The organism is Streptomyces sp. NPDC058401 (assembly GCF_042722885.1).
Classification (GTDB): domain Bacteria; phylum Actinomycetota; class Actinomycetes; order Streptomycetales; family Streptomycetaceae; genus Streptomyces.
Window position 1 is genome coordinate 1 of record NZ_JBHXKA010000047.1, and the last position, 26,102, is coordinate 26,102.

Here is a 26,102-nt window from a genome sequence, read left to right on the forward strand (position 1 = left end):
CCCCCACCCCCTCACGACTTCCCTTCACCCAGAGGAGAACCCATCACCATGGCAGGCTTCGACGTCAACGCGGCCCGCGCCCAGCGCCAGGAGGCCCTCGGCCGTACCTGGTCCTTCCAGCTGGACGAGGAGACGTACACCCTTCCCACCGAGCTCAGCCGGGCCGCGGCCAAGGGGCTGCGCAAGCTCGACGACAACGACGTGGACGGTCTGCTCCGGCTCCTCCTGGGCGACCAGCAGTTCACCCGCTTCGAGCAGCACGACATCACCATGCAGGACATCGCCGCGATCCTCGAGGCCTACGGCAAGGAGACGGGGCTCGGCCTGGGGGAAGGCTGAGCCTCGTCGAGTTCGTCGACGAACACGCCGAGGCCCTCGAAGCGGACCTGCTCCGCTACTACGGCAAGGACCTCCTGGACTGGCACCGGGGAGAACTCTCCTCCCGCCGGCTCCAGGTCCTGCTCAAGCACCTGCCGCGGGACAGCTCCGTCAACCGGGAGCTGTTCGGCGAGGCCGCCGACTGGTCGGTGACCGACCACCTGCTGGCGGCCACCGTGGACCATCTGGCGGCCGCCAACTGGATGTTCGCCTGCGTCAACGCGGCGGAGGACGGGGACGCCCCCGATGCTCCGGAGCCGGTGCCGCGGCCGGACGGCAAGCCGAACCCCGGCCCGGACGAGCAGCCGGATCCGGCGGACGGCCCCGGCGGACCGGGGGAACCCGGGCCGCCCGGGCCGCCCGGTCAGACCGGGGCCACCGCGCCGGGAAGCATCGGGCTCAGCCCGGAGCGGCTCGCCGGCTTCTTCGGCTGACCGGCGCCCCACGGCCGGTACGCCGCGCTCTACTCCGGGTGCTCCGGGGACGGTCCGCCCGCGCGGCGGCCGTCCCCGGCCGGCTCGGGACGACCTACGCCGCCCCGCGTCTCCAGCTCCTGCGCCAGGGCCCGCGCCTTCTGCGCGAGGCTCCGCCGCCCGTCGGCCTCCGCCCGCTCCGGCCCCTCCGGCGGGGAATCGGCGGACGGCGCCTGCGCGCGGGGCTGTACGGGAACCGCCCTCAGCGGCGGCACGATGGGCCGGCCCCGGCGGCGTACGACCTTCCGGCCGGCCGGGACCGCGCGCTTCTCCCGCACCTCCTGTGCGGAGGGCAGGGTGCCGGTCCCCGGCTGCTCGTGCGCGCGGGGTTCCTCGGCGACGGGTTCCTCGGCGGCGGCCTGCGCGTGGTCCGCGTCGGGCTGCCGGTCCCCGGACCGCCCGACGCCGGGCTGCCGGTCCCCGGGATCCTGACCGCCGGGATCCTGGTTGCCGGGCTGCCCGCCCACGGGCGGCCGCGCCCTGCGGATGCGTTCCTCGGCCTCGGTGACCAGCGCGGGCGGGTCGAGGAGGAGGGCGAAGGGCAGCCGGATCACCTCGGCCCCCTCGCCCCGGCGCCCGGCCTCGCCCGTACCAACACCCGGACCGGTACCCGCGTTCGCACCCCGCCGGGCGGTCGGGCCCCCGCGTCCCGCGTCTCCGCCGGCGGCGTAGGCATCGACGACGCGCTTCTCGTACTCGCGCCGGATGCGGGGCAGGTCCTCCGCCATCGCCTCGGCCCAGCCGGCCGTGAACGCGGCCGTCTCGCGACGGTCGAGCTCGGACCGGGGTATCACCACGAGGTCTTCCGGCGCGTGGCCCTCCGCGTGAACGAGTTCGGAGAGCCGGGCGAACAGATGGGGCAGGTCATGAGCCACTTCGAGCCAGTCGATGCCCTGCTCCCGCCCTCGACCGCTTGCGTCCCTATGCATCTGTAAGCAACTGCCTTCCCGCCCCCGGGGTCCCCCTATGCCCCCGCCCGCACCACTTCTGGAGGCCCGGGGAACCAGTCTTCAAGCGTACCGGGTGTCCAAAACGGTCACGATCAGATGCGAATCAGCCCTGGGCGGACAGGCGCGATCCGGCCTACGGCCTTACCAGCTCGACAAATGTCGAACGAATGTTCCAAACTCTTGTTCGTACACTCGTTCGAGAACCGTTTCATCTCGTGATGCCCCTGCCCTGACTCGCGGCGCCATCACACGCAAGGGCCAGCAACCGGAAGGCAGGCGTCCATGACCCAGCAGGCCGAGGGATCACGACCGCAGATCACGCTCCACGACCGCCTCTGCCAGCTCCTGGACGGCCCCGCCCCCTTCGACAAGAAGGCCCTGCTCGCCACGCTGCACGCCGAGATCACCCGCCGCGAGACGCGCGCGTACACGGCGGGCTGGAGCGACGCCCTGTCGGAGCTGCGCCGCGCCTAGCCCTCCGTGCGACAGGCCCCCGCCGATGTTCGACCGGCGGGGGCCTTCCGGTGCTCGGCCCCGACCGGCCGAAAGCAGAGGAAGACCCATGGCAGAACCCAGTTCCCCCCTCACGACCCCGACCAAGGACGAGGTCCCCGCGCTCCTCGCGGAGCTGAAGCGGTACGTGATGAGCGGGGCCCCCGCAAACCTCGTCGAGAAGAACCCCGGTGTGTCCAAACTCGTCACCGAGAACTTCTTGGCCACCAGCATCAAGGAGATCAAGGAGATCCACGGCGAGGTCGTGAACCCCCTCGCCGTCGAGCTGCTGCAGCAGGCCCGTCTGGACACCCTGGCCGCCGCGGTCAAGAAGGCCATCGAGGGAAACCCCCTGACCTGGGCGTACTTCGCCGCGGCTGCGGGCGGAATCCTCCTCACCATCGTCGCCGGCGGCATGCTGCTGCGCTTCGGTGCCTGGTTGACCAGCAAGCTCCCGGTCTTCCTCACCGGCGGCCCGCCCGGCCCCACCGCAGGGTTGACCTCCGCCGAGCTCGCGACGCTCCGCGGGGCGATCGCCCTGACGACCCCGGTCGTCAGGGAGTTCAACCGGGAGGCGCACAAGCTCCCCCGTTCCAGGGAGATGGTGGCCATGGGCAAGGCCCTGGACAAGCTCCGCCTCGCTCTGGGACGGCTGGACAACGCCGTGGTCGAAGCGGCCGCCTCTGCCATCAAGAGCCTCAAGACCGCCCTGCGGAACTTCGACTCCTCGAAGATCCCGAAGGATCACGCGGCGATGAGGAAGACCGCCGACGCCATCGACAAGCTCGTCCTGGCCATCGGCCGGGTGAACACCCAGACGGTGAAGGACGCCGCCGCGGCCATCCGGAACCTCAAGGGTGCGCTGAAGAACTTCTCGGCGACCGACATCCCCAAGTCGGGCCCGATGAACTCCACCGCCCGGGCCGCCAAGAACCTCAGCGGCGCCGTCCGGGCCCTGGCCCCCGAGCTGCGGGCCCTCGGCACGGCGGCCACCGCCGCGTCCGGCGCCATCGGCGGCTCCACCGGCGGCCGCTGACCCCCAGCCCCACCCGTACGAAGGAGGTGTAACCACCCATGAGTCTCGTCAGTTCCACGAAGAGCGCCGCTGATGCCCTGCGCAACCTCAAGACGCAGGCGTCCGGCGCAGCCGCCCCCGTCAAGCGCGTCGGTGACGCCGGAAACAAGGCGTCCGGGCAGCTCAAGACGCTCCGGACGTCCGCCCAGGGCTCCACCGGCCAGCTCAAGAACCTCAAGACCGCCGCCGACCAGGCCGAGCGCTCCCTGTCCAAGGCCGGCCAGACCGGCCAGCGCAGCGGGACGCAGCTCGGGAAGTTCAAGACCGGCGCCGACCGCGCCGCCTCGGGCCAGGACAAGCTCAACAAGTCCATGAAGGGCAACTTCCTCGCCCGTCTGCTCGATCTGTTCATGCCGCTCATCGAGAAGATCGTCGAGATGGCGATGCGCTCGAAGACCATGCAGACGGTCCTGCGCACGGCGTTCACCGCCATCCGCACCGTGATCTCCGCGGTGATGAAGGCCATCGGCCCGATCATCAAGAGCGCCGGCACCCTGATCAAATCGGTGTGGAACAGCGTCAAGAACGCCGTCATGCCGATCCTGAAGGCCATCGGCAGCGCCGTGAAGTCCGCCTTCAACGGCATCAAGACGGCGATCAGCACCGTGATGAGCGCGGTCCGCTCGGTCATCAGCAGCGTGTGGAACGGCATCAAGGCCGTCATCATGCCGGTGATCAACTGGATCAAGTCGGCCGTCCCGAACGCCTTCAACGCCGTCAAGGACCGGATGTCCAGCGCGTGGAACGGCCTCAAGGGCATCGCGTCCGGCGCCTTCGGCGCCATCGTCGGTGCGGTCAAGTCCCCGATCAACTCCGTCATCGGCCTGATCAACTCGATGATCGGCCGGATCAACCGGATCCGGGTCAGCGTCCCCGGCTGGGTCCCCTTCGTCGGCGGCAAGAGCTTCGGCGTCAGCCTGCCCACGATCCCGATGCTCGCCGCCGGCGGTGTCGTCATGCCGCGCAGCGGCGGTGTCCCGGCGATCATCGCCGAGGCCGGTGAGGCCGAAGCCGTCCTGCCGCTGTCCAAGCTCGACCGCCTGCTGGCCCGTACGGCCGCCCGCGCCCGGATGACGGCCACCGGCGCCGGCAACGGCTCCGCGCTCCACATCGAGAACTACTACGCCCACCAGTCGAGCGACCCGCAGCGCACCGCCGACGCGCTGATGTACCTGGCCAAGGCGCGCGGATGAGCGGGGCCGCCGCCCTGAACCCCCTCGGCGGCCTCACCAAGTCGCTCGGCGGCCTCGGCGGCCACGCGCGGCGCGCCGGGCAGACGGCGCGCCAGGTCACCTCCTCCCTCAAACAGGTCACCTCCGCCGCCCGCAAGGCCGCGACGGACACGGCCCGGCTCGGGCCGGCGGCCGACCAGGCGGCCAAGGTGCTGTCCGGGCTCAAGACCCAGGCGGGCACGGCGGCCCGGTCCGCGACCAACATCAGCCGGTCCGCCACCAGGGCGTCCACCGGCGTCAAGCGCACCGGAAGCGCGGCCTCCGGGCCCCGCTCCGCTCTGCTCAAGGTCGGCAAGGGCTCCGGCCCCGTCACTGCGCTGCTCGGCCGCCTGCTCGACCTGAGCGGGATCGTCGGCACGCTGATGAGCACCTTCGGCATCGCCATGACCGTCGGCTCCGTCGTCATGACCGCGGTCAACGTGGCCATGCGCGCCAACCCGATCGGCTTCCTCATCGGGATCCTGGTCCCGGTGGCGGCCTGGCTGATCGAGCTCGCGCTGAACTCCGAGACCGGACAGCGGATCACGGAGCAGCTCTTCACGTACGTGGGGAAGGTGTTCGAGGAGCAGCTGAAGTTCCTCCTCCCGGTGCTGAAGATCATCGGAGAGGTGGTCGCGACCTACTTCGCGGGGTACTTCGCGGTCGTCTCCGGCGTCCTCGGCCTGCTGCGCGGGGACGCGAGCGGCCTCTCCCGCGTCGGCAGCTCGGTCGGCTCGGCCACCCGCGCCCTGCGCTCCATCGCCTCCGGCGCCTTCAACGCGATCATGGCCCCGATCCGGCCCGTGATCACCTTCCTGACCAGCAGCCTCCCCAGCGCCTTCGGCCGCGTGAGCGGCTCGCTGTCGGGCTCGCTCGGCGGCATCGGCCGCATGGTGACCACCGGGCTCCAGGCCGTACTGGCCGCGGTCACGGGCCCCTTCAACGGCATGATCGCCTTCGCCAACTGGATCATCGACGGCCTGGAGGACCTCAGCTTCTCGATCCTCGGCAAGAAGTTCGGGGTCGATCTCGACAAGATCCCGATGCTCGCGGAGGGCGGGGTCGTCTGGCCGACGTCCATGGGCCGGCCCCCGCTCATCAACCCCGTGTCGGACCTCGACCACCGCCGTGTCCCTCCCGTCGACCCGCGCGCCCCGGGCCGGGCGCCGTACCGCGTCGAGGAGTTCCGGGAGGAGGCGGGCGCCGGCGCCCGGGCCGTCGCCGAGGACCTGCTGTTCCTCGCCGGCGCCCACGCGTGACCGGTACGGAGCCCGCCCCCGCGCACGCCCCGTAGGGAGTCCCCTCCCGCGCACGCCCCGTACGGAGCCTCCGCACGCCCCGTACGGAGCCTCCGCACGCCCCCGTACGGCCCCTCCGCCCCCACCCGAGATGAGGTGACGGCCCCTCATGGCCGAGACCACGCACCCGTACACCGCCGACCTCGCACCCGGCTCGCTCATCACCCAGGACGGGCAGATGCAGTGGGCCGGGATGCTTTTCGGCCCCGGCACCCCCTACACCATCGAGAAGTCGGGGCTCAGCGGCTGGGAGGACCTGCCCGAGTTCGACAGTTCCGACGCCGAACGCCCCACCGGCCACGGCTCCTGGCCCGGCGCCCGCTACACCAAGTCCCGCAAGGTCGGCGGCACCCTGTGGATGGTCCCTGAGCAGGGCGCCTCCCTGGCCACCGTCCGGGCCCTGCGCCAGGCGCTGACCCTCGGCGACCAGGAGCGCTGGCTCGCGGTCCGGCTGCACGGCGAGGTCCTGGCCGTACGCGCCCGCGTCGCCCAGCGGATCGTCCCGGCCGACCGGACGTACGCCACCCAGGGCGCGGCCAAGGCCTCCGTCCAGTGGCTGGCCACCGACCCGCGCCGGTACCTCGTCGACGAGCAGTCGGCGCTCGTGTTCGCACCGGAACCGGAGAGCGGCCTGACCTGGCCGCTGGTCTGGCCCCTGAAGTGGGGCACCGCCTCCAGGACGGGCGACGCCAGCGCCGACAACGACGGCTCCGCGCCCTCCCACCCGGTCATCACCTTCCGCGGCCCCTGCGGCACCCCCTCCGTCACGGAGCGGATCAGCCGCCGCCGGCTCCGGTACGCGATCGACCTGGCCGCCGGCGACGAGCTGGTCGTGGACACCGGCGCCGGCACGGTCACGCTCAACGGCAACGCCTCGCGGCGCCACACGGCCACCGCGGACAGCAGCCCGGAGGAGCTCTTCACCTTCGAACCGGGCCGCGCCGAGCTGTCCTTCCGCCCGGACACCGCCGCCCCCGGCGCCCTGATGTCCGTGCGCTGGCGCAGCGCGGAGTGGTAGCGGGAGCCCCCGGCCGCCCGGACCGCACCCCCTTCTCCCGCCTCCTCTTCCTCCTGAACGGAGTTCCCCATGCCGCTCATCACCAGCTGGCTCTCCCCGACCGGCCAGACCCGCGAGAACACCCGGGTCAGCCAGATCGGCGCCACCACCCCGATCAACCCGCAGCAGGCCCGTTCGGGGATCCTGCCGGGCTCGTACGGCGGCGAGCACCGGGCCGCCGGGTTCTGGACGGACGGCACGTCCGCGATGACCGTCAACGTCAGCAACGGCCGGGCCGTCATCCAGGGCCTGCACTCCCAGGGCTACTACCAGGTGACCCTCGACGGCGGCGTCGCACTCACCGTCGCCGACGGCGACGCCCAGTTCGCTCGCGTCGACCTGATCGTCCTGCGCGTCTACGACGCCTCGTACGACACCTCCGGCAAGTCCGAGGCCGCCGTCGAGATCATCCGCGGCACCCCCTCGGCCACCCCGGTCGCCCCGGCCGCCCCGGTCCTCTCCCTGCCCCTGTACGAGATCGCCGTCCCGGCCGGCGCCAGCGCGGGCAAGGGCGGCATCGTCTGGAACGGGGCCCTGAAGGACCTGCGCACCACGGTCGTGGCGATCGGCGGCATCGTGCCCGTCTACGGCGAGACCGGCTCCGGCGCCTACCCGGGCCAGTACCAGGACGGATACACCGCCCTGCAGCGCTGGGACGGCAGCGCCTGGGTCCCGTACCCGGCGGCGATCGGCGGCATCGCCCCCAGGGGCGTCCTGTCCACGGCGAGCTACGTCGGCCAGTTCCGCGACACCCCGCAGCGGGTGCTCCAGCGATGGAGCGGCAGTGCCTGGCTGCCGGCCGTCCCCCAGCCGAGCTTCGTACAGAGCTGGGACGCCGGCACCACCACCTCCCTCACGTACACCGCCGCCCTGGCGGGCACGAGCGTCACCGCGCTGAGCACCACCTTCAACGCATCGCCCTCGGGCCAGGTCGCGCTGACCTTCGGCGCCCGGACCACGAACGTCGGCAACAACAACGCCTACGGGTTCACCAGTGTGCGCGTGACCCAGGGCGCCACCGTCATCTGGGAACCGGACGACGAGCGCTCCGCCGTGCACCACGGCGACCGCGCCTCCTCGGTGTCGACCATGATCCGGCTCCCCTCCCTCACCCTCGACGCCCCGTACACGGTGACCGTGATGCACCGCACGAGCATGGCGGGCGTGACGACCTACTTCGACAGCATCTTCCTCCGCGTCGACCACCTCGCCTGATCCCAGCAAGCAGCGACCAGCAACCGAAGCACCGCTCCGAAGGAGAAGTCCGTGAACGTGCGATCCGCCTGGCTTCCGGTCACCGGCCAGACCCGCTCCGACACCCGCGTCACCGCGCTCGGCGCCCTCACCCCCACCTCCCCGGTCGCCAGCCGGTCCGGCATCCTGCCGGGATCGAGCGACGGCAAGACCCGGCTCTCCGGCTTCACCGTCGCCGGTACGACCGCCATGGGCGCGACCGTCTACCCGGGCCGCGGCATCATCCAGGGCACCGACAGCCAGGGCGCCTACCCCGTCGCCCTCACCCAGCCCGTGAACCTGACCTTCGTCGACGGCCACGCGCAGTACGGCCGGATCGACCTCGTCGTCGTACGCGTCCGGGACGACGAGTACGACGCCTCCGGCCTCACCGAGGCCGCCGTCGAGATCGTCCGCGGCGTACCGGCGGCCAGCCCGGCCGCCCCGGCGACCCCGCCGCTCTCCCTCCCCCTCTACACGGTCGCCGTTCCCGCCGGAACCAGCGCCGGCACCGGCGGCATCGCCTGGGCCACCGCCCTGGTGGGCCTGCGCACGGCCACCGTCGCCGTCGGCGGCATCCTCCCGGTCACCACCGACACCTCCCTCGGCTCCTACCCGGGCCAGTACCGCGACCTCGGAGGCGGCCTCCAGCGCTGGGACGGCACCGCCTGGCTGCCGTACCCGCCCCAGCCCGCCTGGCAGGACTGGACCCCGGTGTGGACCACCGCCACCGGCGCCGCGCCGCCCGCCTTCGGAGACGCCCAGGTCACCGGCCGGTGGATCCAGCAGGGCCCCACCGTCCACCTCAACTTCAGCATCGCCTTCGGCGCCGGGACCAACTTCGGCACCGCGGCCAACAGCGCCGACAACTGGCGCTTCACCCTGCCGGTGAAATCCGCCTCCCTGTCGCGCTGCATCGGCTTCGCCGAGCTGCAGTCCACCACCCGGGAGCGGGCCGTCGCCCGGATGCGGCTGACCTCCACCTCCTTCTTCGAGCTGGAGCTGTCCAGCGGCATGCCCAGCGGGGACCCCGTCCTCGTCTCCGGCATCGCCGATTCCGTCACCCCGTGGACCTGGGCCGCCGGGCACACCATCGCGGGCGCCGCCACCTACGAGGCCAAATGACCACCGACACCCCGTACCGCGCGATCTTCTGCGACGTACGGACCGACAGCACCATCGACATCCTCCCGCTGCGCGACGTCTCCATCGACGACTTCATCGGCAAGCCGGGCGCCCTCTCGGGCACCATCCCGGTCCCCGACTCCGCCCTCGCCGCCCGGGTCAGCCGCATCGAGGAGGGCCGTACGGCCGTCTACCTGGAGCGCGGCGGCGACCTGTGGTGGGGCGGGATCGTCTGGACGAGCACCCTGCAGAGCAGCGGGCGGGGCGTGATCAGCCTCAGCATCCAGGCGGCCACCTTCGACTCCTACGCGGGCCGCCGCCGCATCCGCCAGACCTTCGCCGCCGCCACCCCCACCGACCAGCTCGAACTGGCCCGGGAGCTGTGGCGCCGGATGCAATCCGGCGTGGGCGGCAACATCGGCGTCTCCTTCGGGACGGAAACCTCCGGCGTCCTGCGCACGGGGAGCTGGCGCGACGGGGACGAGACCCTGTACTCCGAGGCGCTCGAAGCCCTGGCCTCCTCGGAGAACGGGTTCGAGCAGCAGATCTCCGTCTTCCGCGACCCGGTCTCCGGAGCCCGCACCCGGCTGCTGCGCCTGGGCAGCCCGCGCATCCACACCGGCTCCACCGACCTGGTGCTGGACCGGCCCGGCGCGATCCTCTCGTACACCTTCCCGCGCGACGCGACCCGCGGCGGCACCACCGCCCGGGCCCGCGGGGCCTCGGCCAACAGCAACCAGACCGAGGAATCGCGGCCGGTGTACTCGGACGAGCTGGTCGCCGACGACCTGATCGCCGGCGGCTGGCCCCGCATCGACCTGTCCTCCGACCACAACACCGTCAGCGACAAGGCCGTCCTCACGGGGCTGGCGGCCGTCGAACTCGCCGGGGCCCGCGGGGCGGTCGTCATCCCGGAGATCACGGTCCGCCTCGGCAGCGAGATACCGCCGTCCCTGCTGGGGCGCAGCGTCCGCATCCGGATCACCGACGAATGGCATCCGCAGGGCCTGGACGCCCGCTTCCGCATCATCGGCGTCAAGGTCAGCCCGCCGGAGCGGGGCCGCCCGGACACCGCCGAGCTCTACCTGGAAGAGGCCTGATGCCGCAACTGCCCGAGGACATCATCGACCGACTGACCGCCATGGAACGCCGGATCCAGCAGCTGTCCACCGCCGTCAACACCCGCCCCGCGCTCGACACCGTCACCGGCGGCGCGCTGACGATCAAGGACGGCGGCTCGCTGTCCGTGGAGGAGCCCAACGGCACCCGGATCCTGGGCGTCGGCTTCTGGTCCGCCACCGAGTACGGCCTGGAGATCAAGCGGCAGAGCGGCAAGACCGCCCTGAGCATCCGCAACGCCGTCACCGGCACCTACGACCAGGCCGTCCGCGTGTTCGACGCGTACGGCCACGAGATCCTCTCGGACGACGTGGTCACCGGCGGCCTGGCCCGTCCCTGGCTCGCCATGCTGCCCCCGCAGGACCTCGCGACCGCCCGCTGGCCGCAGACCAACGCCACCGCCTGGACCACCGTCGCCCGCTCCTTCAACCCGCTGTGGCAGCCCCGCCTGCGGGTGTACTGCACCACCGCCGCGGCGGCGGGGGTCACCGGGCAGGTACGGATCCTCGTGGACGGCGCCCCGTGGGGCGACCCGGTCACCACCGGCACGGTCCTCGACCGCACCGCCGCCGTCACCGACGACTTCAACGCCCGCTTCGGCAGCCTGGTCAAGGTGGAGATCCAGGCGATGGTCACCAGCGGCACCGGGCTCGTCTACGCCCAGCCGCTCATGATGTACGGCACCCAGAGCTGAGGAGACCCTCCCCGTGAACATCGACCCGACCCAGCCCTGGGGCATCGCCCTCGACTACGCGGGCCGCGCCACCGTCACCGAGGCCGGCCACACCCTCCAGATCCGCGTCCACGACGCCGGCCTGGGCGACACCCTGGAACCGGACCCGGTCAGCGGCTACCCGGCGGTGTACGTCACCGCCCAGTTCACGGAGACGGGCGATTCCGGCGCCCAGCTCCGCGGCACCGGCCAGACCGTCCTGAACCCCCCGCCGGACGGCCCGGTCCTCCCGGACCCGTCGGCGATCCCCGCCGCGGTGGCGGCGGCCCTGACGGACTTCGCATCCCGCGTCACGGCCTACACGGCCCTGTGCACCGCCTGGCTCCCCCAGCCGACGCCGTAACCCCCTCGCCCTCGCCCGCCCCCGCCCCCGCCCCCGCCCCCGCCCCGACACCTCACCCACCCGATCCGCCCGCGCCCCGAGCCACCCCCGGCCCGGGGCTTTCGCATGTCCGAAGGAGCCCGACATGGCCGCCCCCCTCACCGCCGACACCCTCCTCGCGGCCCTCCGTGCCGAAGGGGTGAACGTCCTGGAGCACCCCGGCTGGCGCACGCACAACCGCAACCACAAGGGCGCCTGGGGCCCGGTCAACGGCATCGTGATCCACCACACCGTCAGCGCCGGCAGCGCCTCCAGCGTCGCCCTCTGCCGCGACGGCTACGCCGAACTCCCCGGCCCCCTCTGCCACGGGGTGATCGACAAGGACGGCGGCGTCCACCTGATCGGCCACGGCCGCACCAACCACGCGGGCCTCGGCGACGGCGCCGTCCTGGACGCCGTCGCCGCCGAGACCGCCCTCCCCGCCCCCCGCCGCAACGACACCGACGGCAACGCCCACTTCTACGGCTTCGAGTGCGTCAACCTCGGCGACGGTCGCGACCCGTGGCCCGCCGCCCAGCTCGATGCCATCGAGCGCGCCTCGACCGCCCTGTGCCGGGCCCACGGCTGGAGCGCCGAGTCGGTCATCGGCCACAAGGAGTGGACGAACACCAAGGTCGACCCGCGCGGGTTCACCATGCAGGACCTGCGCGCCCGCATCGCCGCCCGCCTCGCCGCCGCCCCGGGCGGCCAGGGCGGCCGCCCGACCCCGCCGGCCGGCGGCAACGGCGGCTACCAGCCCTTCCCCGGCTCCGCGTTCTTCACCGCCGCTCCCCGCTCCCCGATCGTCACCGCCATGGGGAAGCGCCTGGTCGCCGAGGGCTGCTCCGCGTACGCGCAGGGCCCGGGCCCCCAGTGGACGCAGGCCGACCGCCTCTCGTACGCCAAGTGGCAGCGCAAGCTCGGCTTCACCGGCGCCGACGCCGACGGATGGCCGGGCCGCACCTCCTGGAACGCCCTCAAGGTTCCGCACTCCGGCTGACGACCGGTCCCCCCACCCCCGCCCCACCGAAAGAAGGCACCACCCATGTCCGAAGCCGGCAAGCGCACCCTGCGCACCCTCGTCCAGACCGCCCTGGCGATAGCCGTCCTGCTGCCCGCCCTGGTGGACGCGTCCGGCGTCCCCGCCGCACTGCCCTGGGTGGCCGCCGCCCTCACCGCCGCCGGCGCGCTGACCCGGGTGATGGCGCTGCCCGGCGTCCAGGCCGTACTGCCCGGCTGGCTCCGTACCGAGTGGCCGTACGACGCCGACCGCACCCTGCTCGCCCTCATCGCGCGCGACGCGCGCGACACCGCCGGCGACACCGCCTCCGACGCCGACGCCGACGCCCGGACCCCGCACCCGGAGGACGAGCGCGCATGACGGAACCCCACATGCCGGACCCGCTCTCCGTAGCCGTCGAGCTGGAACGCCTGCGCGGCACCATGGAGGCCGGGTTCGCCCGGGTCGACGGATCGCTGGCCCTCCTGGTCCAGCGCAGCGACCAGACCGACCGCCAGCTCGCCGATCACGAATCCCGCCTGGACGCCCTGGAGCGGGCACGCTGGCCGCTCGCCAGCGTCACCGCCATGGCGGCGGTCTCGGCGATCGCCATGACCGCCTGGCAGATCACCGCCCGCTGACCGCTGACCGCTGACCGTTGACCGCGGGCGGCCCCCGGTGCCCGGTGTCCGGAATCCCCCGATTCCCCGGAGCGCCGGCGGGCCCCCGCGGTCGACCTAGACTGGCACCCGACCAGCAAGGGGAGCAGAACATTGGGGACCGTGGCCGTGGAGCCCACCGAGCACAGCAGTCCACCGCCCGGACCGGACCGGCCGGCTTCACGCCGCGCCACCCGGTTCTACGGCCCCCTCCTCGCCTTCCTCATCGCCTCGGGCGCCTTCTGCGCGTCCTGGGCGGCCCGGGGCACCTTCCCCTTCGGGAACACCGGCCGGGCCCTCAACGACCAGGCCAACCAGTACGTCCCCTTCCACCGCGCCCTGTGGGACCTGGTCCACGGCCAGGCCGCCGGCGACCTCCTCTTCACCTGGCGCGGCGGCTTCGGCCAGCAGTTCCTGTCCGACTACTACACCTACCTCGGCAACCCCTTCTCCTGGCTGGCCGTCCTGGTCCCCCGCGCCCACGTGGACCTCGCCGTCTTCCTGATCACCCCGCTCACGATGGGCACCGCCGCCGCCCTGATGGCCGTCTACCTGGGCAAGCTGCAACCCGGCCCCTGGTGGCAGCGGGGCGTCCTCGGAGCCGTCTACGGCCTGTGCGGCTGGGCGCTCAGCGACGCCTCGTACATCCCCATGTGGATGTGGGGCCTGGTCGCGCTCCCGCTCCTGGGCATCGCCGTCGAATGGTGCCTGGAGGAACGCCGCTGGCCGGGCGTGGCCCTCCTGGTCGCGCTCGCCTGGTTCGGGAACTTCTACACCGCGATGATGGCGACGATGGCCGCCTGCGTGCTGCTCGCCGTCCGCCTGATCGTCCTCGACCTGACCCGGGCCCAGCGCCTGCGCGCCGTATGGCGGGCCGGTACGGCCGCCGCGACGGGCATCCTGCTCACGCTCCCCCTCCTGCTGCCCTCGTTCCTCTCCAGCGGAGCCGCCCAGCCGACGAAGGCGGCCTCCTTCGATCCCGTACGGATCGAGGTCTTCCTGACCGGCATGCTCCCCGGCACCTACCTGTGGGGCGGCCGGCCGCGGCTGTACGTGGCCTCGCTCGGCCTGATCCTGGCGGGGGCCTTCCTCCTCAACACGGGCATCGCCCGCAGGACCCGCCTGGTGTGGGCGGCGGCGACCCTGCTCGTCGTCGTCTCCTTCCAGTTCCCGCCCACCCAGTTCGTGTGGCACGGGCTGGCGGTGCCGAACGGCAACCCCTACCGCGAGGCCTTCGTCTTCAGCGGCATGGTGGTGATCGTCGCCTGGCTCTCGCTGGCCAACCGGCCGCGCCCGCTGCACCTGGCGCTGAGCGCCGCCCTGCTGGTCACCGCCACCTTCGTGCTGCGTCACACCAACGACTTCGGCGGCGCCACCTGGCCGGCCGTCCTGGCCGGCGGCGCGGTATCGCTCCTGGCCCTGATCCTGCTGATGCAGGGCGACAAGCGCCGCTTCCTCATCCCCGTGGCCGCGGTCCTCATGGTCGGCGTCGTCTTCGCCGAATCCACCGCCGCCGCGGTCAACGCGGACGAGCGCCGCGGACGCGAACGCTGGGCGAAGCCGATCGCCACGTCCAGCCGGTCGATCACGAACCACTTCGACGCCGTCCGCTCGGTCGACGGCTGGCCCGCGTACCGGACCGACTCGGGAGCCCCGCAGACCTCGTACAACGACGCGCTCTCGCTCCGCGCCGAGGGCCCGCAGTACTACAGCAGCTACCTCCCCGAGCGCACGTACCAGGCCCTGGAACCCCTCGGCTACGGCTACAAGAACGACGGCCGCACCATCTTCGGCGCCAACAACCCGGTCCTGGACGCGATCTTCTCGATCGGCGCCCGCGCCGAACCGGGCCCCGAGAAGGACAGCTGGACGGCCCACACCTTCCCCGCCCCGCCCCTGGTCACCGTCCGCAGCGCCCCGTACACCTCCCCCAACCCTCCGGCGAGCGTCTACGCCCACCAGGAGCAGGTGCTCGGCTCCACCGTGTACGCGGTCCCGCCCGTCACCCGGGGCGGCACCGCCACGCGGCAGACCTACGCCGCCCGCTGCGAGCCCGGCTCCGAAGCCTTCTGGTACTCCCCCCAGCTCTACGGCACCCTCACCTCCGGCGGCGCCTCGCGGCCCCTGGAGGACCGGATGACCGGGGTCGTCGGCCTCGGCGAGGTCCCCGCGTCCGGCGCGGTCGACGTCACCGTGGACACCCGTACCCAGGGCGCCACCGCCGGCGAGCACCCCATCGGCTGCCTGGACCGGGCCGAGCTCGCCAAGGCCGTCGGCCGCCTCACCGTCACCGGGGCCACCCAGGTCAGCACCGGCGGCCACACCATCGAGGCCACCCTCCCGAAGGGATCCTCCGGCACCGCCGTCATCGCCATGACCGACGTCCCCGGCTGGCAGTGCTCGGCCCCGGTCAAGAGCTTCCACGGCCTGGTCTCCCTGGACATCCCCCCGGGCACGAACACCCTCTCCTGCACCTTCACCCCCAAGGGCCTCACCCCCGGCCTGGCCGCCGCCACCCTGGCCCTCCTGGCCCTCACCTCGGTCACCGTCACAGGCCTCCGCCGCCGACGACGGTCCTGACCCGCGGCCACGGCCCCGGGCCACGGGCCACGACACGAAGAAGCCCCCCGCCTCTCCTCTCGGAGCGGCGGGGGGCTTCTTCGTACTACCTAACGAGCTCAGCCGTTGTACGGGCCGTAGTCGTAGTCCTCCAGCGGGACAGCCTGGCCGGAGCCGGTGCCGAAGGGCGAGTAGTCGATGTCGTCGTAGCCGACGGCCGAGTACATCGCGGCCTTGGCTTCCTCGGTCGGCTCGACCCGGATGTTGCGGTAGCGGGCGAGGCCCGTACCGGCCGGGATGAGCTTACCGATGATGACGTTCTCCTTGAGGCCGATCAGGGAGTCGGACTTGGCGTTGATCGCCGCGTCCGTCAGAACCCTGGTCGTCTCCTGGAAGGACGCCGCCGACAGCCAGGACTCGGTCGCGAGCGAGGCCTTGGTGATACCCATCAGCTGCGGACGGCCGGAGGCGGGGTGACCGCCCTCGGTGACCACACGACGGTTCTCGGTCTCGAACTTCGACCGCTCGACCAGCTCGCCCGGCAGGAGCTCCGCGTCGCCGGACTCGATGATCGTCACGCGGCGCAGCATCTGCCGGATGATGATCTCGATGTGCTTGTCGTGGATCGACACGCCCTGCGAGTTGTAGACCTTCTGGACTTCGCCGACCAGGTGGACCTGGACCGCACGCTGGCCGAGGATGCGCAGCACGTCGTGCGGGTTGGTGGCACCCATGGTCAGCTTCTGGCCGACCTCGACGTGGTCGCCCTCGCCGACGATGACCTTGGCGCGCTTGGAGATCGGGAAGGCCGTCTCCTCGCTGCCGTCGTCGGGCGTGATGACGATCTTCTTCGTCTTCTCGGTCTCCTCGATCCGCACGCGGCCGGCGGCCTCGGAGATCGGGGCGACACCCTTCGGGGTACGGGCCTCGAAGAGCTCGACGACACGCGGCAGACCCTGCGTGATGTCGTCACCGGCCACACCACCGGTGTGGAAGGTACGCATCGTCAGCTGGGTACCGGGCTCACCGATGGACTGGGCGGCGATGATGCCGACCGCCTCACCGATGTCGACCAGCTTGCCGGTGGCGAGCGAGCGTCCGTAGCAGAAGGCACAGGTGCCGACCGCGGACTCACAGGTCAGGACCGAGCGGGTCTTGACCTCCTCGACGCCGTTGGCGACCAGGGCGTCGATGAGCACGTCACCGAGGTCGACGTTGGCCGGCGCGATGACCTTGCCGTCGATGACGACGTCCTCGGCCAGCATGCGGGCGTAGATCGAGGTCTCGACGTCGTCGGCCTTGCGCAGCGCGCCGTCCTCGCCGCGAACGGCGATCTTCAGCTTCAGGCCGCGCTCGGTGCCGCAGTCCTCCTCGCGGATGATGACGTCCTGCGAGACGTCCACCAGACGACGGGTGAGGTAACCCGAGTCGGCGGTACGCAGGGCGGTGTCCGCCAGACCCTTACGGGCACCGTGCGTGGAGATGAAGTACTCCAGAACGGTGAGGCCCTCACGGAAGGACGCCTTGATCGGACGCGGGATGGTCTCGTTCTTCGCGTTCGACACCAGACCACGCATACCGGCGATCTGTCGCATCTGCATCATGTTTCCTCGGGCACCCGAGTCAACCATCATGAAGATGGGGTTCGTCTTGGGGAAGTTCGCGTTCATCGCCTCGGCAACCTCATTGGTCGCCTTGGTCCAGATCGCGATGAGCTCCTGCGTGCGCTCGTCCTTGGTGATCAGACCGCGCTCGTACTGCTTCTGGACCTTCTCGTCCAGCTCCTCGTAGCCCTTGACGATGGCCTTCTTGGCCTCGGGCACGACGACGTCGGAGATGGCCACGGTGACGCCCGAACGGGTCGCCCAGTGGAAGCCGGCCGCCTTCAGGTTGTCGAGCGTCGCCGCCACGATCACCTTGGGGTAGCGCTCCGCCAGGTCGTTGACGATCTCGGAGAGCTGCTTCTTGCCCACCGAGTAGTCGACGAACGGGTAGTCCTCGGGCAGCAGCTCGTTGAAGAGCGCGCGGCCCAGGGTGGTGCGCAGACGGAAGCTGTCACCCGGCTGGAACTCCTGCTCGCCCTCTTCGGCGATCGGCGCGACCCAGCCGCGCGGCGGGATGGTGCCCACCGGGAAGCGGATGTCGACGGCCGACTGGAGAGCCAGCTCACCGTTGTCGAACGCCATGGTCGCCTCGGCGGTCGAGCCGAACGCACGGCCCTCGCCCTTGACGTCACGGAGCTCGCCGTCGGTGGTGAGGAAGAACAGACCCAGCACCATGTCCTGGGTCGGCATGGTGACGGGACGACCGTCTGCCGGCTTCAGGATGTTGTTCGAGGACAGCATCAGGATGCGGGCCTCGGCCTGCGCCTCTGCCGAAAGCGGCAGGTGCACGGCCATCTGGTCACCGTCGAAGTCCGCGTTGAACGCGGTGCAGACGAGCGGGTGGATCTGGATGGCCTTGCCTTCGACCAGCTGGGGCTCGAAGGCCTGGATGCCGAGGCGGTGCAGCGTGGGCGCACGGTTCAGCAGAACCGGGTGCTCGGCGATGACCTCTTCGAGCACGTCGTAGACGACCGTGCGGCCGCGCTCGACCATGCGCTTCGCCGACTTGATGTTCTGCGCGTGGTTCAGGTCGACCAGGCGCTTCATCACGAACGGCTTGAAGAGCTCCAGCGCCATGGCCTTCGGCAGACCGCACTGGTGCAGCTTCAGCTGGGGACCGACGACGATCACGGAACGCGCGGAGTAGTCCACGCGCTTGCCGAGGAGGTTCTGACGGAATCGACCCTGCTTGCCCTTGAGCATGTCGCTCAGGGACTTCAGCGGACGGTTACCGGGACCGGTCACCGGACGACCACGACGACCGTTGTCGAAGAGGGCGTCGACGGCCTCCTGGAGCATGCGCTTCTCGTTGTTCACGATGATCTCGGGGGCACCGAGGTCGAGAAGGCGCTTCAGGCGGTTGTTGCGGTTGATCACACGGCGGTACAGGTCGTTCAGGTCGGAGGTCGCGAAGCGGCCACCGTCCAGCTGCACCATCGGACGCAGGTCCGGCGGGATCACCGGCACGCAGTCCAGAACCATGCCCTTGGGCTTGTTGCTGGTCTGCAGGAACGCGGAGACGACCTTGAGGCGCTTGAGCGCACGGGTCTTCTTCTGGCCCTTGCCGGTACGGATGATCTCGCGGAGGCGCTCGGCCTCTTCGTCGAGGTCGAAGGACTCCAGACGCTTCTGGAGCGCCGCGGCGCCCATGCAGCCGTCGAAGTACGTACCGAAGCGGTCACGCAGCTCGCGGTAGAGCAGCTCGTCGCCCTCGAGGTCCTGGACCTTGAGGTTCTTGAAGCGGGCCCACACCTCGTCGAGGCGGTCGATCTCGCGCTGGGCGCGGTCACGGAGCTGCTTCATCTCGCGCTCGGCACCTTCGCGCACCTTGCGGCGTACGTCGGCCTTGGCGCCCTCGGCCTCAAGCTCGGCCAGGTCGCTCTCGAGCTTCTTGGCGCGGCCTTCGAGGTCCGAGTCGCGTCGGTTCTCGATCTGCTGGCGCTCGACGGAGACGTGCGCCTCCAGGGACGGGAGGTCGCGGGTGCGGCGCTCGTCGTCCACGAACGTGATCATGTACGCGGCGAAGTAGATGACCTTTTCGAGGTCCTTCGGCGCGAGGTCCAGCAGGTATCCGAGGCGCGACGGGACGCCCTTGAAGTACCAGATGTGGGTGACGGGAGCGGCAAGCTCGATGTGGCCCATCCGCTCGCGGCGCACCTTGGCGCGCGTGACTTCGACGCCACAACGCTCACAGATGATGCCCTTGAAGCGGACACGCTTGTACTTACCGCAGTAGCACTCCCAGTCCCGGGTCGGACCGAAGATCTTCTCGCAGAAGAGTCCGTCCTTCTCGGGCTTGAGGGTGCGGTAGTTGATGGTCTCCGGCTTCTTGACCTCGCCGTGGGACCAGGTTCGGATGTCGTCCGCGGTGGCAAGGCCGATCCGCAGCTCGTCGAAGAAGTTGACGTCGAGCACTGTGCGTCAATCCCTCTTTCGGGGTCGAGTCTCAATCATGGTCTGAACGGTCCCGGGGATGACGGGGGGCTCTTGAGCGAGCCCCCCGTCAGGCCCGTCAGACCTCTTCGACGCTGCTCGGCTCACGCCGGGACAGGTCGATACCGAGCTCCTCCGCCGCGCGGAAGACGTCCTCGTCGGTGTCGCGCATCTCGATGGACATGCCGTCCGAGGACAGCACCTCCACGTTGAGGCAGAGCGACTGCATTTCCTTGATGAGCACCTTGAAGGACTCGGGAATGCCCGGCTCGGGGATGTTCTCGCCCTTGACGATGGCCTCGTAGACCTTCACGCGGCCGGTCACGTCATCGGACTTGATGGTCAGGAGCTCCTGGAGGGCGTAAGCGGCGCCATAAGCCTCAAGCGCCCACACCTCCATCTCACCGAAGCGCTGGCCACCGAACTGCGCCTTACCACCCAGCGGCTGCTGCGTGATCATCGAGTACGGACCGGTCGACCGAGCGTGGAGCTTGTCGTCGACCAGGTGGTGGAGCTTCAGGATGTACATGTAGCCGATCGAGACCGGCTCCGGGAACGGCTCGCCGGAGCGGCCGTCGAACAGGTGCGCCTTGCCGGTCGGGAGGACCAGGCGGTCCCCGTCGCGGTTCGGGATGGTGTGCTCGAAGAGGCCGGAGATCTCGTCCTCGCGGGCACCGTCGAACACCGGGGTGGCGACGTTGGTACCGGGCTCGACACGGTCGGCGCCGATGGCCTTCAGTCGCTCGGCCCACTCCTCGCCGAGGCCGGAGACGTCCCAGCCGCGGCTGGCGAGCCAGCCGAGGTGGATCTCCAGGACCTGTCCCGGGTTCATTCGGGACGGGACACCCAGCGGGTTCAGGATGATGTCGACCGGCGTGCCGTCCTCAAGGAAGGGCATGTCCTCGATCGGAAGGATCTTGGAGATGACACCCTTGTTGCCGTGGCGGCCGGCGAGCTTGTCACCGTCGGTGATCTTGCGCTTCTGGGCGACGTAGACGCGGACCAGCTGGTTCACGCCCGGGGGAAGCTCGTCGCCCTCCTCGCGGTCGAAGACGCGGACACCGATGACCTTGCCGATCTCACCGTGAGGAACCTTGAGCGAGGTGTCACGCACCTCGCGGGCCTTCTCACCGAAGATCGCGCGGAGCAGGCGCTCTTCCGGGGTCAGCTCGGTCTCGCCCTTGGGCGTGACCTTGCCGACCAGGATGTCGCCGGCGACGACGTCCGCACCGATGCGGATGATGCCGCGCTCGTCGAGGTCCGCGAGGACCTCCTCGGAGACGTTCGGGATGTCCCGGGTGATCTCCTCGGGGCCCAGCTTGGTGTCACGGGCGTCGACCTCGTGCTCCTCGATGTGAATCGAGGAGAGGACGTCGTCCTGTACGAGGCGCTGCGACAGGATGATCGCGTCCTCGTAGTTGTGACCTTCCCAGGGCATGAACGCGACGAGCAGGTTCTTGCCGAGGGCCATTTCGCCCTCTTCGGTCGCAGGACCGTCGGCGAGGACCTGGGACTCGATGATCCGGTCACCCTCGTTGACGATGACCTTCTGGTTGACCGAGGTGCCCTGGTTCGAGCGGGAGAACTTGGCGACGCGGTACGTGGTGTACGTGCCGTCGTCGTTGGCGACGGTGATGTAGTCGGCCGAGACCTCCTGGACGACACCGTCCTTCTCCGCACGGATCGAGTCACCGGCGTCGACCGCACAGCGGTACTCCATGCCGGTGCCGACGAGCGGCGCTTCCGCCTTGATGAGCGGAACGGCCTGGCGCATCATGTTCGCGCCCATGAGGGCACGGTTGGCGTCGTCGTGCTCGAGGAAGGGGATCATCGCGGTGGCGACGGACACCATCTGGCGCGGGGAGACGTCCATGTAGTCGACGTCGTCGCCGGCGATGTAGTCGATCTCGCCGCCACGACGGCGAACCAGGACGCGGTTCTCCGTGAAGCGCATCTCGTCGGACAGGCCGGCGTTGGCCTGGGCGATGACAAAGCGGTCTTCCTCGTCGGCCGTCAGGTAGTCGACTTCGTCGGTGACGACGCCTTCGATGACCTTGCGGTACGGGGTCTCGACGAAACCGAACGCGTTGACGCGGCCGTAGGACGCGAGCGAGCCGATCAGACCGATGTTCGGGCCTTCAGGGGTCTCGATCGGGCACATGCGGCCGTAGTGCGACGGGTGAACGTCTCGGACCTCGAAGCCGGCCCGCTCACGGGACAGACCACCCGGGCCAAGCGCCGACAGACGGCGCTTGTGGGTGAGACCCGACAGCGGGTTGTTCTGGTCCATGAACTGCGACAGCTGGCTGGTGCCGAAGAACTCCTTGATGGAGGCGACGACCGGCCGGATGTTGATCAGGGTCTGCGGCGTGATCGCCTCGACGTCCTGGGTCGTCATCCGCTCGCGGACGACGCGCTCCATACGAGCCAGACCCGTACGGACCTGGTTCTGGATGAGCTCGCCGACGTTGCGCAGACGACGGTTGCCGAAGTGGTCGATGTCGTCGGTCTCGACGACGATCGAACGACCCGACTCACCGACGGTCTCGGTCTCACCGGCGTGCAGCTTGACCAGGTACTTGATGGTCGCGATGACGTCGTCGGTGGTGAGCACGCCGGCGTCCAGCGGCTCATCGGCGCCGAGCTTCTTGTTCACCTTGTAGCGGCCGACCTTCGCGAGGTCGTAGCGCTTCGGGTTGAAGTAGAGGTTCTCGAGCAGCGTCTGAGCAGCCTCGCGGGTCGGCGGTTCGCCGGGACGCAGCTTGCGGTAGATGTCGAGCAGCGCGTCGTCCTGGCCCTGGGTGTGGTCCTTCTCCAGGGTGGCGCGCATGGACTCGTACTCGCCGAACTCCTCGAGGATCTGCTCGGTGGTCCAGCCGAGAGCCTTCAGGAGGACGGTGACGGACTGCTTGCGCTTGCGGTCGATGCGAACACCGACCATGTCGCGCTTGTCGATCTCCATCTCGAGCCAGGCACCCCGGGAAGGGATGATCTTGGCGGCGAAGATGTCCTTGTCGGACGTCTTGTCGATGGAGGAGTCGAAGTAGACACCGGGGGAACGGACGAGCTGCGACACGACGACACGCTCGGTGCCGTTGATGACGAAGGTGCCCTTGTTGGTCATGAGCGGGAAATCGCCCATGAAGACCGTCTGAGACTTGATCTCTCCGGTCTCGTTGTTCGTGAACTCGGCAGTGACGAAAAGCGGCGCCGCGAACGTGAAGTCGCGGTCCTTGCACTCGTCGACCGAGTTCTTCGCCGGCTCGAAACGGTGGTCGCGGAACGTCAGCGACATCGACCCGGAGAAGTCCTCGATCGGCGAGATCTCCTCGAAGATCTCTTCCAGACCGGACTTGGTGGGAACGTCCTGTCCGCTCTCAAGCGCCGACTCGACGCGAGACTTCCAGGCGGCGTTGCCGAGCAGCCAGTCAAAGCTCTCGGTCTGCAGCGCCAGGAGGTTCGGAACCTCGAGGGGCTCCTTGATCTTTGCAAAGGAGATGCGCAGCGGGGCGGTGCTGGCACCGTTGTTCGTATTGGTCGAGGCGTTGCGCGAGGCGGCCAAGAGGGGGTCCTTCCGAGGGCTCGGACTCACTACGCGCGTACCGGTCCCAGCTGACACAGAAGACAAGCGCCCCCCATCTGGTCATAAGGACCAGCTCAGGGCCGTTCAATCAAGTGTGCTCATGCGTGGGCATGCCCCTGGCGACGGGCAGGGGGCAGCTAACAGGCAGCGCAAAGGGTCAGTGTAGCCACTAGGCTCACTGATGTCCAGACCAGGTTTCCGGAAACCGGCAACAGGCCTTCCCCATGTCGTTGAAACAACCTTGCGTCCCGCCCGGCTCGCATACAGAGCGCGTAGCAGTACTGCCCTCTTCGTAGTCGATCCATGCCCGATACGGACCCGATCCATGCCTCGGATCTCGGATCGGGCCTGCCGATCTCACGACGGATCTGAGAATTGCGCGCCGCGTCCCGTTCGTCAAGGCCCCCTGCTCCGAGCGGATCATCGAAGGACCCTGCCGCAGAGCAACGAAGATCACCCTACTCCCCAACGAGACCAGGGCAAGTCAGGCACTCCGGGTACGCCAAAGGGCGACCACCCTTACGGGTGGTCGCCCTTTGAAAGGGTCCCAGAAGGGCCCCAGAGGTGTTACTTGACGGTCACAGACGCGCCGGCAGCCTTGAGGGACTCGGCAGCCTTCTCAGCGGCCTCCTTGGCGACCTTCTCGAGGATCGGCTTCGGAGCGCCGTCGACGAGGTCCTTGGCCTCCTTGAGGCCCAGGGAGGTGAGCTCGCGCACGACCTTGATGACCTGGATCTTCTTGTCGCCAGCGCCCTCGAGGATGACGTCGAACTCGTCCTGCTCCTCAGCGGCCTCGGCGGCGACCGGGGCACCCGGACCGGCAACGGCGACGGCCGCGGCGGCGGTGACGTCGAACTTCTCCTCGAACGCCTTCACGAACTCGGAGAGCTCGATGAGGGTGAGCTCCTCGAACTGAGCGAGCAGGTCTTCCTGGCTGAGCTTCGCCATGATGGGCGATCCTTCCACTAAATCGGCAGGTGCCGGATGTATATAGAGGCGGGCGTAACGGCCCGCTTTGACCCACGCACTAGGCGGCGTGGATCAGTGCGCGAGCCGAATTACTCGGCACCGCCCTGCTCGGCGAGCTTGACGCGAAGCGCTTCCGCAGTGCGGACGAACTTCGACGGCAGCGCCTGGAAGAGCGAGGCAGCCTGAGACTGCTTGCCCTTGAACGCGCCGGCCAGCTTGCTGAGCAGAACCTCGCGGGACTCGAGGTCCGCAAGCTTCTTGATCTCATCGGCGGTGAGCGCCTTACCATCAAGGACACCCGCCTTGATGATGAGGTTCGGGTTTTCCTTGGCGAAGTCACGCAGGCTCTTCGCCGACTCCACCGGGTCACCGGTGATGAAGGCGACCGCGGTGGGACCAGCGAAGTGCTCGTCCAGCGCGGTGATCCCGGCCTGGTTGGCCGCAATCTTGGTCAGCGTGTTCTTCACCACGGCGTACTGGGCGTTCTCACCGAGAGAGCGACGCAGCGTCTTGAGCTGCGCGACGGTGAGACCCCGGTACTCGGTCAGCACGGCGGCGTTCGAGTCGCGGAACTGGTCCGTGAGCTCGGCTACCGCGGCAGCCTTGTTGGGCGTCGGCATAGTGCGTCGGCCTCCTTCCGGGTGATGAGGACCGCTCAGAAGGGGCATAAACACGAAACGCCCCGGCGCAGGCGCCAGGGCGTAGCTCAACCGGAACGGATTCCGGGAACTTTCCTTGAACACCTGCGCAGGACGTCCGCGGTTAGCGGATCCTTCGGCCACCGCACCCTTGCAGGCACGGCAACGACCAGCGGTCTTTGGCTTCTCCGGAAGAGTACGGGAACCACCCGATGAGGAGCAAATCCGCCCCTCGGGAGCCCTTCAGGGCCTCTTCCGGAGCCCCGCGGACCGAGGCCGTAGGGGCCCCTGTCCGGGGCTCAGTTCCCCATGACCTCGTCGAAGTCCACCGTGTCCGCCGCCGGCGGCTCAGCGACGGCAGGAGTCGTACCGAAGGCGGAGAAGGCCGCCTTCGTCTGGAGCGGGCCGTTCTCGGCCCCCGTCTCCGTGGACTCGTAGCGGACGGGGTACCCGTCCTTGCCGATCCACAGGTCGACGCGGAGCTCCTTGATCTCCTTGACCGCCTCGTGGAGGTACTGGCGGTTCTGCTCCGCCATGGCCTTCGTGGTCTCGTCGGCCTTCTGCAGCTCCGGGCCGGTGAGGATCGCCTTGTAGTGCGCGGCCTCGGTCCCGTCGACCTGCTCGGCGCCCACGTACTGGACGGTGTCCTGTCCGAGGAGCATCGCGAGGTACTCGGCCGGGTCCTCGCCCCGCCGCGCGACCGGCTTCCCGTCCGCGGCCAGGTTCATCTTCATCCAGGACTTGCCCTTCAGGGGCTTGTCCAGTTTGGTCCAGATGACGTCGCCGATCATGACCGAGCGCTTGTCGGCCCCGTCCTTCTTCAGCAGGATGTCGTGGCTGTACGGGTACCAGCCCTTGGTGCCGGACTGACCCGAGGTCTTCCCCGCCGGGTCGGTGGTCGTCAGCTCGACCTTGGCGGACTTGGCGGCGGCCGTCTTCAGGTAGGCCGCCTTCACCGCCTCCGCGGGCGTCGGGGGCTTGGCCGCCTCGGCCTTCGCCCCCGAGCCCCCGTCCTTGCCCGCGGCGGTCTTGTCCGTGCCGCATGCCGCGAGGCCGCTCACGAGCAGTGCGACGCCCGCCAGGGCGGCACCGGTCCGCATCCGGGCAGCCGTCTTCGTTCCGTGCTCAGCCATAAAGAGAAACCTTGTTCTT

At 70.0% G+C, this 26,102-nt stretch carries 21 protein-coding genes and 1 pseudogene; 16 read left to right on the plus strand and 6 right to left on the minus strand.

What is annotated here, in order from left to right:
* The first annotated feature begins 48 nt into the window (after nucleotides 1-48).
* Nucleotides 49-339 carry a hypothetical protein gene (locus tag ACFWNV_RS19015; protein WP_383948013.1) on the plus strand — a complete coding sequence of 97 codons (291 nt, stop codon included), beginning with the start codon at nucleotides 49-51 and terminating at the stop codon, nucleotides 337-339.
* 188 nt (nucleotides 340-527) lie between these two features.
* Nucleotides 528-812 (plus strand): hypothetical protein, encoded by a 285-nt coding sequence (locus ACFWNV_RS19020; protein WP_383948016.1) that lies wholly within the window; start codon nucleotides 528-530, stop codon nucleotides 810-812.
* Between the two features lie 29 nt (nucleotides 813-841).
* Here the strand turns inward: ACFWNV_RS19020 and ACFWNV_RS19025 are convergent, their stop codons facing one another.
* Complete coding sequence (locus ACFWNV_RS19025; protein ID WP_383948019.1) at nucleotides 842-1,780, minus strand: hypothetical protein; 939 nt, start codon at nucleotides 1,778-1,780, stop codon at nucleotides 842-844.
* 303 nt (nucleotides 1,781-2,083) lie between these two features.
* Here ACFWNV_RS19025 and ACFWNV_RS19030 point away from each other — a divergent pair, with 303 nt between their 5' ends.
* The 14 genes and pseudogenes from ACFWNV_RS19030 to ACFWNV_RS19095 all read left to right on the plus strand — a co-directional run bounded on the left by ACFWNV_RS19030 (nucleotide 2,084) and on the right by ACFWNV_RS19095 (nucleotide 15,744).
* On the plus strand, nucleotides 2,084-2,275 hold the full coding sequence (locus ACFWNV_RS19030; protein WP_383948022.1) for a hypothetical protein: 192 nt from the start codon (nucleotides 2,084-2,086) through the stop codon (nucleotides 2,273-2,275).
* Between the two features lie 88 nt (nucleotides 2,276-2,363).
* A complete protein-coding gene (locus tag ACFWNV_RS19035) occupies nucleotides 2,364-3,329 on the plus strand; it encodes a hypothetical protein (RefSeq protein WP_383948024.1) in 966 nt (321 codons plus the stop codon).
* 38 nt (nucleotides 3,330-3,367) lie between these two features.
* Nucleotides 3,368-4,561 (plus strand): phage tail protein, encoded by a 1,194-nt coding sequence (locus ACFWNV_RS19040; RefSeq protein ID WP_383948027.1) that lies wholly within the window; start codon nucleotides 3,368-3,370, stop codon nucleotides 4,559-4,561.
* The gene (locus ACFWNV_RS19045; RefSeq protein WP_383948029.1) at nucleotides 4,558-5,838 is read left to right on the plus strand and encodes a tape-measure protein; all 1,281 of its coding nucleotides are present in this window, start codon (nucleotides 4,558-4,560) and stop codon (nucleotides 5,836-5,838) included. The genes ACFWNV_RS19040 and ACFWNV_RS19045 overlap by 4 nt, the downstream gene beginning before the upstream one ends.
* Before the next feature lie 148 nt (nucleotides 5,839-5,986).
* On the plus strand, nucleotides 5,987-6,895 hold the full coding sequence (locus ACFWNV_RS19050) for a phage distal tail protein (protein ID WP_383948032.1): 909 nt from the start codon (nucleotides 5,987-5,989) through the stop codon (nucleotides 6,893-6,895).
* Between the two features lie 69 nt (nucleotides 6,896-6,964).
* Nucleotides 6,965-8,149, plus strand: a complete 1,185-nt coding sequence (locus ACFWNV_RS19055) for a hypothetical protein (RefSeq protein WP_383948034.1) — start codon at nucleotides 6,965-6,967, stop codon at nucleotides 8,147-8,149.
* A gap of 51 nt (nucleotides 8,150-8,200) precedes the next feature.
* Nucleotides 8,201-9,292, plus strand: coding sequence for a hypothetical protein (locus ACFWNV_RS19060; RefSeq protein ID WP_383948037.1), 1,092 nt, complete (start codon nucleotides 8,201-8,203; stop codon nucleotides 9,290-9,292).
* On the plus strand, nucleotides 9,289-10,392 hold the full coding sequence (locus ACFWNV_RS19065) for a hypothetical protein (RefSeq protein WP_383948040.1): 1,104 nt from the start codon (nucleotides 9,289-9,291) through the stop codon (nucleotides 10,390-10,392). The genes ACFWNV_RS19060 and ACFWNV_RS19065 overlap by 4 nt, the downstream gene beginning before the upstream one ends.
* The gene (locus ACFWNV_RS19070) at nucleotides 10,392-11,105 is read left to right on the plus strand and encodes a hypothetical protein (protein WP_383948043.1); all 714 of its coding nucleotides are present in this window, start codon (nucleotides 10,392-10,394) and stop codon (nucleotides 11,103-11,105) included. The genes ACFWNV_RS19065 and ACFWNV_RS19070 overlap by 1 nt, the downstream gene beginning before the upstream one ends.
* Nucleotides 11,106-11,118: 13 nt before the next feature.
* A complete protein-coding gene (locus ACFWNV_RS19075) occupies nucleotides 11,119-11,487 on the plus strand; it encodes an ATP-binding protein (RefSeq protein WP_383948045.1) in 369 nt (122 codons plus the stop codon).
* 124 nt (nucleotides 11,488-11,611) lie between these two features.
* Complete coding sequence (locus ACFWNV_RS19080; protein ID WP_383948048.1) at nucleotides 11,612-12,505, plus strand: peptidoglycan-binding protein; 894 nt, start codon at nucleotides 11,612-11,614, stop codon at nucleotides 12,503-12,505.
* 45 nt (nucleotides 12,506-12,550) lie between these two features.
* Nucleotides 12,551-12,763 (plus strand): annotated as a pseudogene (locus tag ACFWNV_RS19085) (hypothetical protein); the annotation flags it as partial.
* A 119-nt stretch (nucleotides 12,764-12,882) separates the two neighbouring features.
* Nucleotides 12,883-13,146: a hypothetical protein gene (locus ACFWNV_RS19090; protein ID WP_383948051.1), complete on the plus strand. Its 264-nt coding sequence runs from the start codon at nucleotides 12,883-12,885 to the stop codon at nucleotides 13,144-13,146.
* Between the two features lie 141 nt (nucleotides 13,147-13,287).
* Nucleotides 13,288-15,744, plus strand: coding sequence for a YfhO family protein (locus ACFWNV_RS19095; protein WP_383948053.1), 2,457 nt, complete (start codon nucleotides 13,288-13,290; stop codon nucleotides 15,742-15,744).
* Nucleotides 15,745-15,842: 98 nt separating this feature from the next.
* On the opposite strand, the gene ACFWNV_RS19100 is transcribed toward ACFWNV_RS19095, so the two are convergent.
* From ACFWNV_RS19100 to ACFWNV_RS19120, 5 genes are all read right to left on the minus strand, one after another.
* Nucleotides 15,843-19,742: a DNA-directed RNA polymerase subunit beta' gene (locus tag ACFWNV_RS19100; protein WP_383948056.1), complete on the minus strand. Its 3,900-nt coding sequence runs from the start codon at nucleotides 19,740-19,742 to the stop codon at nucleotides 15,843-15,845.
* 97 nt (nucleotides 19,743-19,839) lie between these two features.
* The gene (gene rpoB, locus ACFWNV_RS19105) at nucleotides 19,840-23,322 is read right to left on the minus strand and encodes a DNA-directed RNA polymerase subunit beta (RefSeq protein WP_383948059.1); all 3,483 of its coding nucleotides are present in this window, start codon (nucleotides 23,320-23,322) and stop codon (nucleotides 19,840-19,842) included.
* A 588-nt stretch (nucleotides 23,323-23,910) separates the two neighbouring features.
* Nucleotides 23,911-24,291 carry a 50S ribosomal protein L7/L12 gene (gene rplL, locus ACFWNV_RS19110; protein WP_383948062.1) on the minus strand — a complete coding sequence of 127 codons (381 nt, stop codon included), beginning with the start codon at nucleotides 24,289-24,291 and terminating at the stop codon, nucleotides 23,911-23,913.
* 110 nt (nucleotides 24,292-24,401) lie between these two features.
* Nucleotides 24,402-24,932 carry a 50S ribosomal protein L10 gene (gene rplJ / locus ACFWNV_RS19115; protein WP_215023401.1) on the minus strand — a complete coding sequence of 177 codons (531 nt, stop codon included), beginning with the start codon at nucleotides 24,930-24,932 and terminating at the stop codon, nucleotides 24,402-24,404.
* A 317-nt stretch (nucleotides 24,933-25,249) separates the two neighbouring features.
* Nucleotides 25,250-26,083 carry a hypothetical protein gene (locus tag ACFWNV_RS19120; RefSeq protein WP_383948065.1) on the minus strand — a complete coding sequence of 278 codons (834 nt, stop codon included), beginning with the start codon at nucleotides 26,081-26,083 and terminating at the stop codon, nucleotides 25,250-25,252.
* Nucleotides 26,084-26,102: the final 19 nt, after the last annotated feature.

Bases quoted from the DNA above. Each gene is read 5' to 3' on its own strand.
- ACFWNV_RS19015 (WP_383948013.1), top strand. From the start codon at position 49: ATGGCAGGCTTCGACGTCAACGCGGCCCGCGCCCAGCGCCAGGAGGCC.
- ACFWNV_RS19080 (WP_383948048.1), top strand. From the start codon at position 11,612: ATGGCCGCCCCCCTCACCGCCGACACCCTCCTCGCGGCCCTCCGTGCC.
- ACFWNV_RS19040 (WP_383948027.1), top strand. From the start codon at position 3,368: ATGAGTCTCGTCAGTTCCACGAAGAGCGCCGCTGATGCCCTGCGCAAC.
- ACFWNV_RS19050 (WP_383948032.1), top strand. From the start codon at position 5,987: ATGGCCGAGACCACGCACCCGTACACCGCCGACCTCGCACCCGGCTCG.
- rplJ (WP_215023401.1), bottom strand. From the start codon at position 24,932: ATGCCGACGCCCAACAAGGCTGCCGCGGTAGCCGAGCTCACGGACCAG.
- ACFWNV_RS19030 (WP_383948022.1), top strand. From the start codon at position 2,084: ATGACCCAGCAGGCCGAGGGATCACGACCGCAGATCACGCTCCACGAC.
- ACFWNV_RS19065 (WP_383948040.1), top strand. From the start codon at position 9,289: ATGACCACCGACACCCCGTACCGCGCGATCTTCTGCGACGTACGGACC.
- ACFWNV_RS19045 (WP_383948029.1), top strand. From the start codon at position 4,558: ATGAGCGGGGCCGCCGCCCTGAACCCCCTCGGCGGCCTCACCAAGTCG.
- ACFWNV_RS19035 (WP_383948024.1), top strand. From the start codon at position 2,364: ATGGCAGAACCCAGTTCCCCCCTCACGACCCCGACCAAGGACGAGGTC.
- ACFWNV_RS19070 (WP_383948043.1), top strand. From the start codon at position 10,392: ATGCCGCAACTGCCCGAGGACATCATCGACCGACTGACCGCCATGGAA.
- ACFWNV_RS19090 (WP_383948051.1), top strand. From the start codon at position 12,883: ATGACGGAACCCCACATGCCGGACCCGCTCTCCGTAGCCGTCGAGCTG.
- ACFWNV_RS19120 (WP_383948065.1), bottom strand. From the start codon at position 26,083: ATGGCTGAGCACGGAACGAAGACGGCTGCCCGGATGCGGACCGGTGCC.
- ACFWNV_RS19055 (WP_383948034.1), top strand. From the start codon at position 6,965: ATGCCGCTCATCACCAGCTGGCTCTCCCCGACCGGCCAGACCCGCGAG.
- ACFWNV_RS19025 (WP_383948019.1), bottom strand. From the start codon at position 1,780: ATGCATAGGGACGCAAGCGGTCGAGGGCGGGAGCAGGGCATCGACTGG.
- rplL (WP_383948062.1), bottom strand. From the start codon at position 24,291: ATGGCGAAGCTCAGCCAGGAAGACCTGCTCGCTCAGTTCGAGGAGCTC.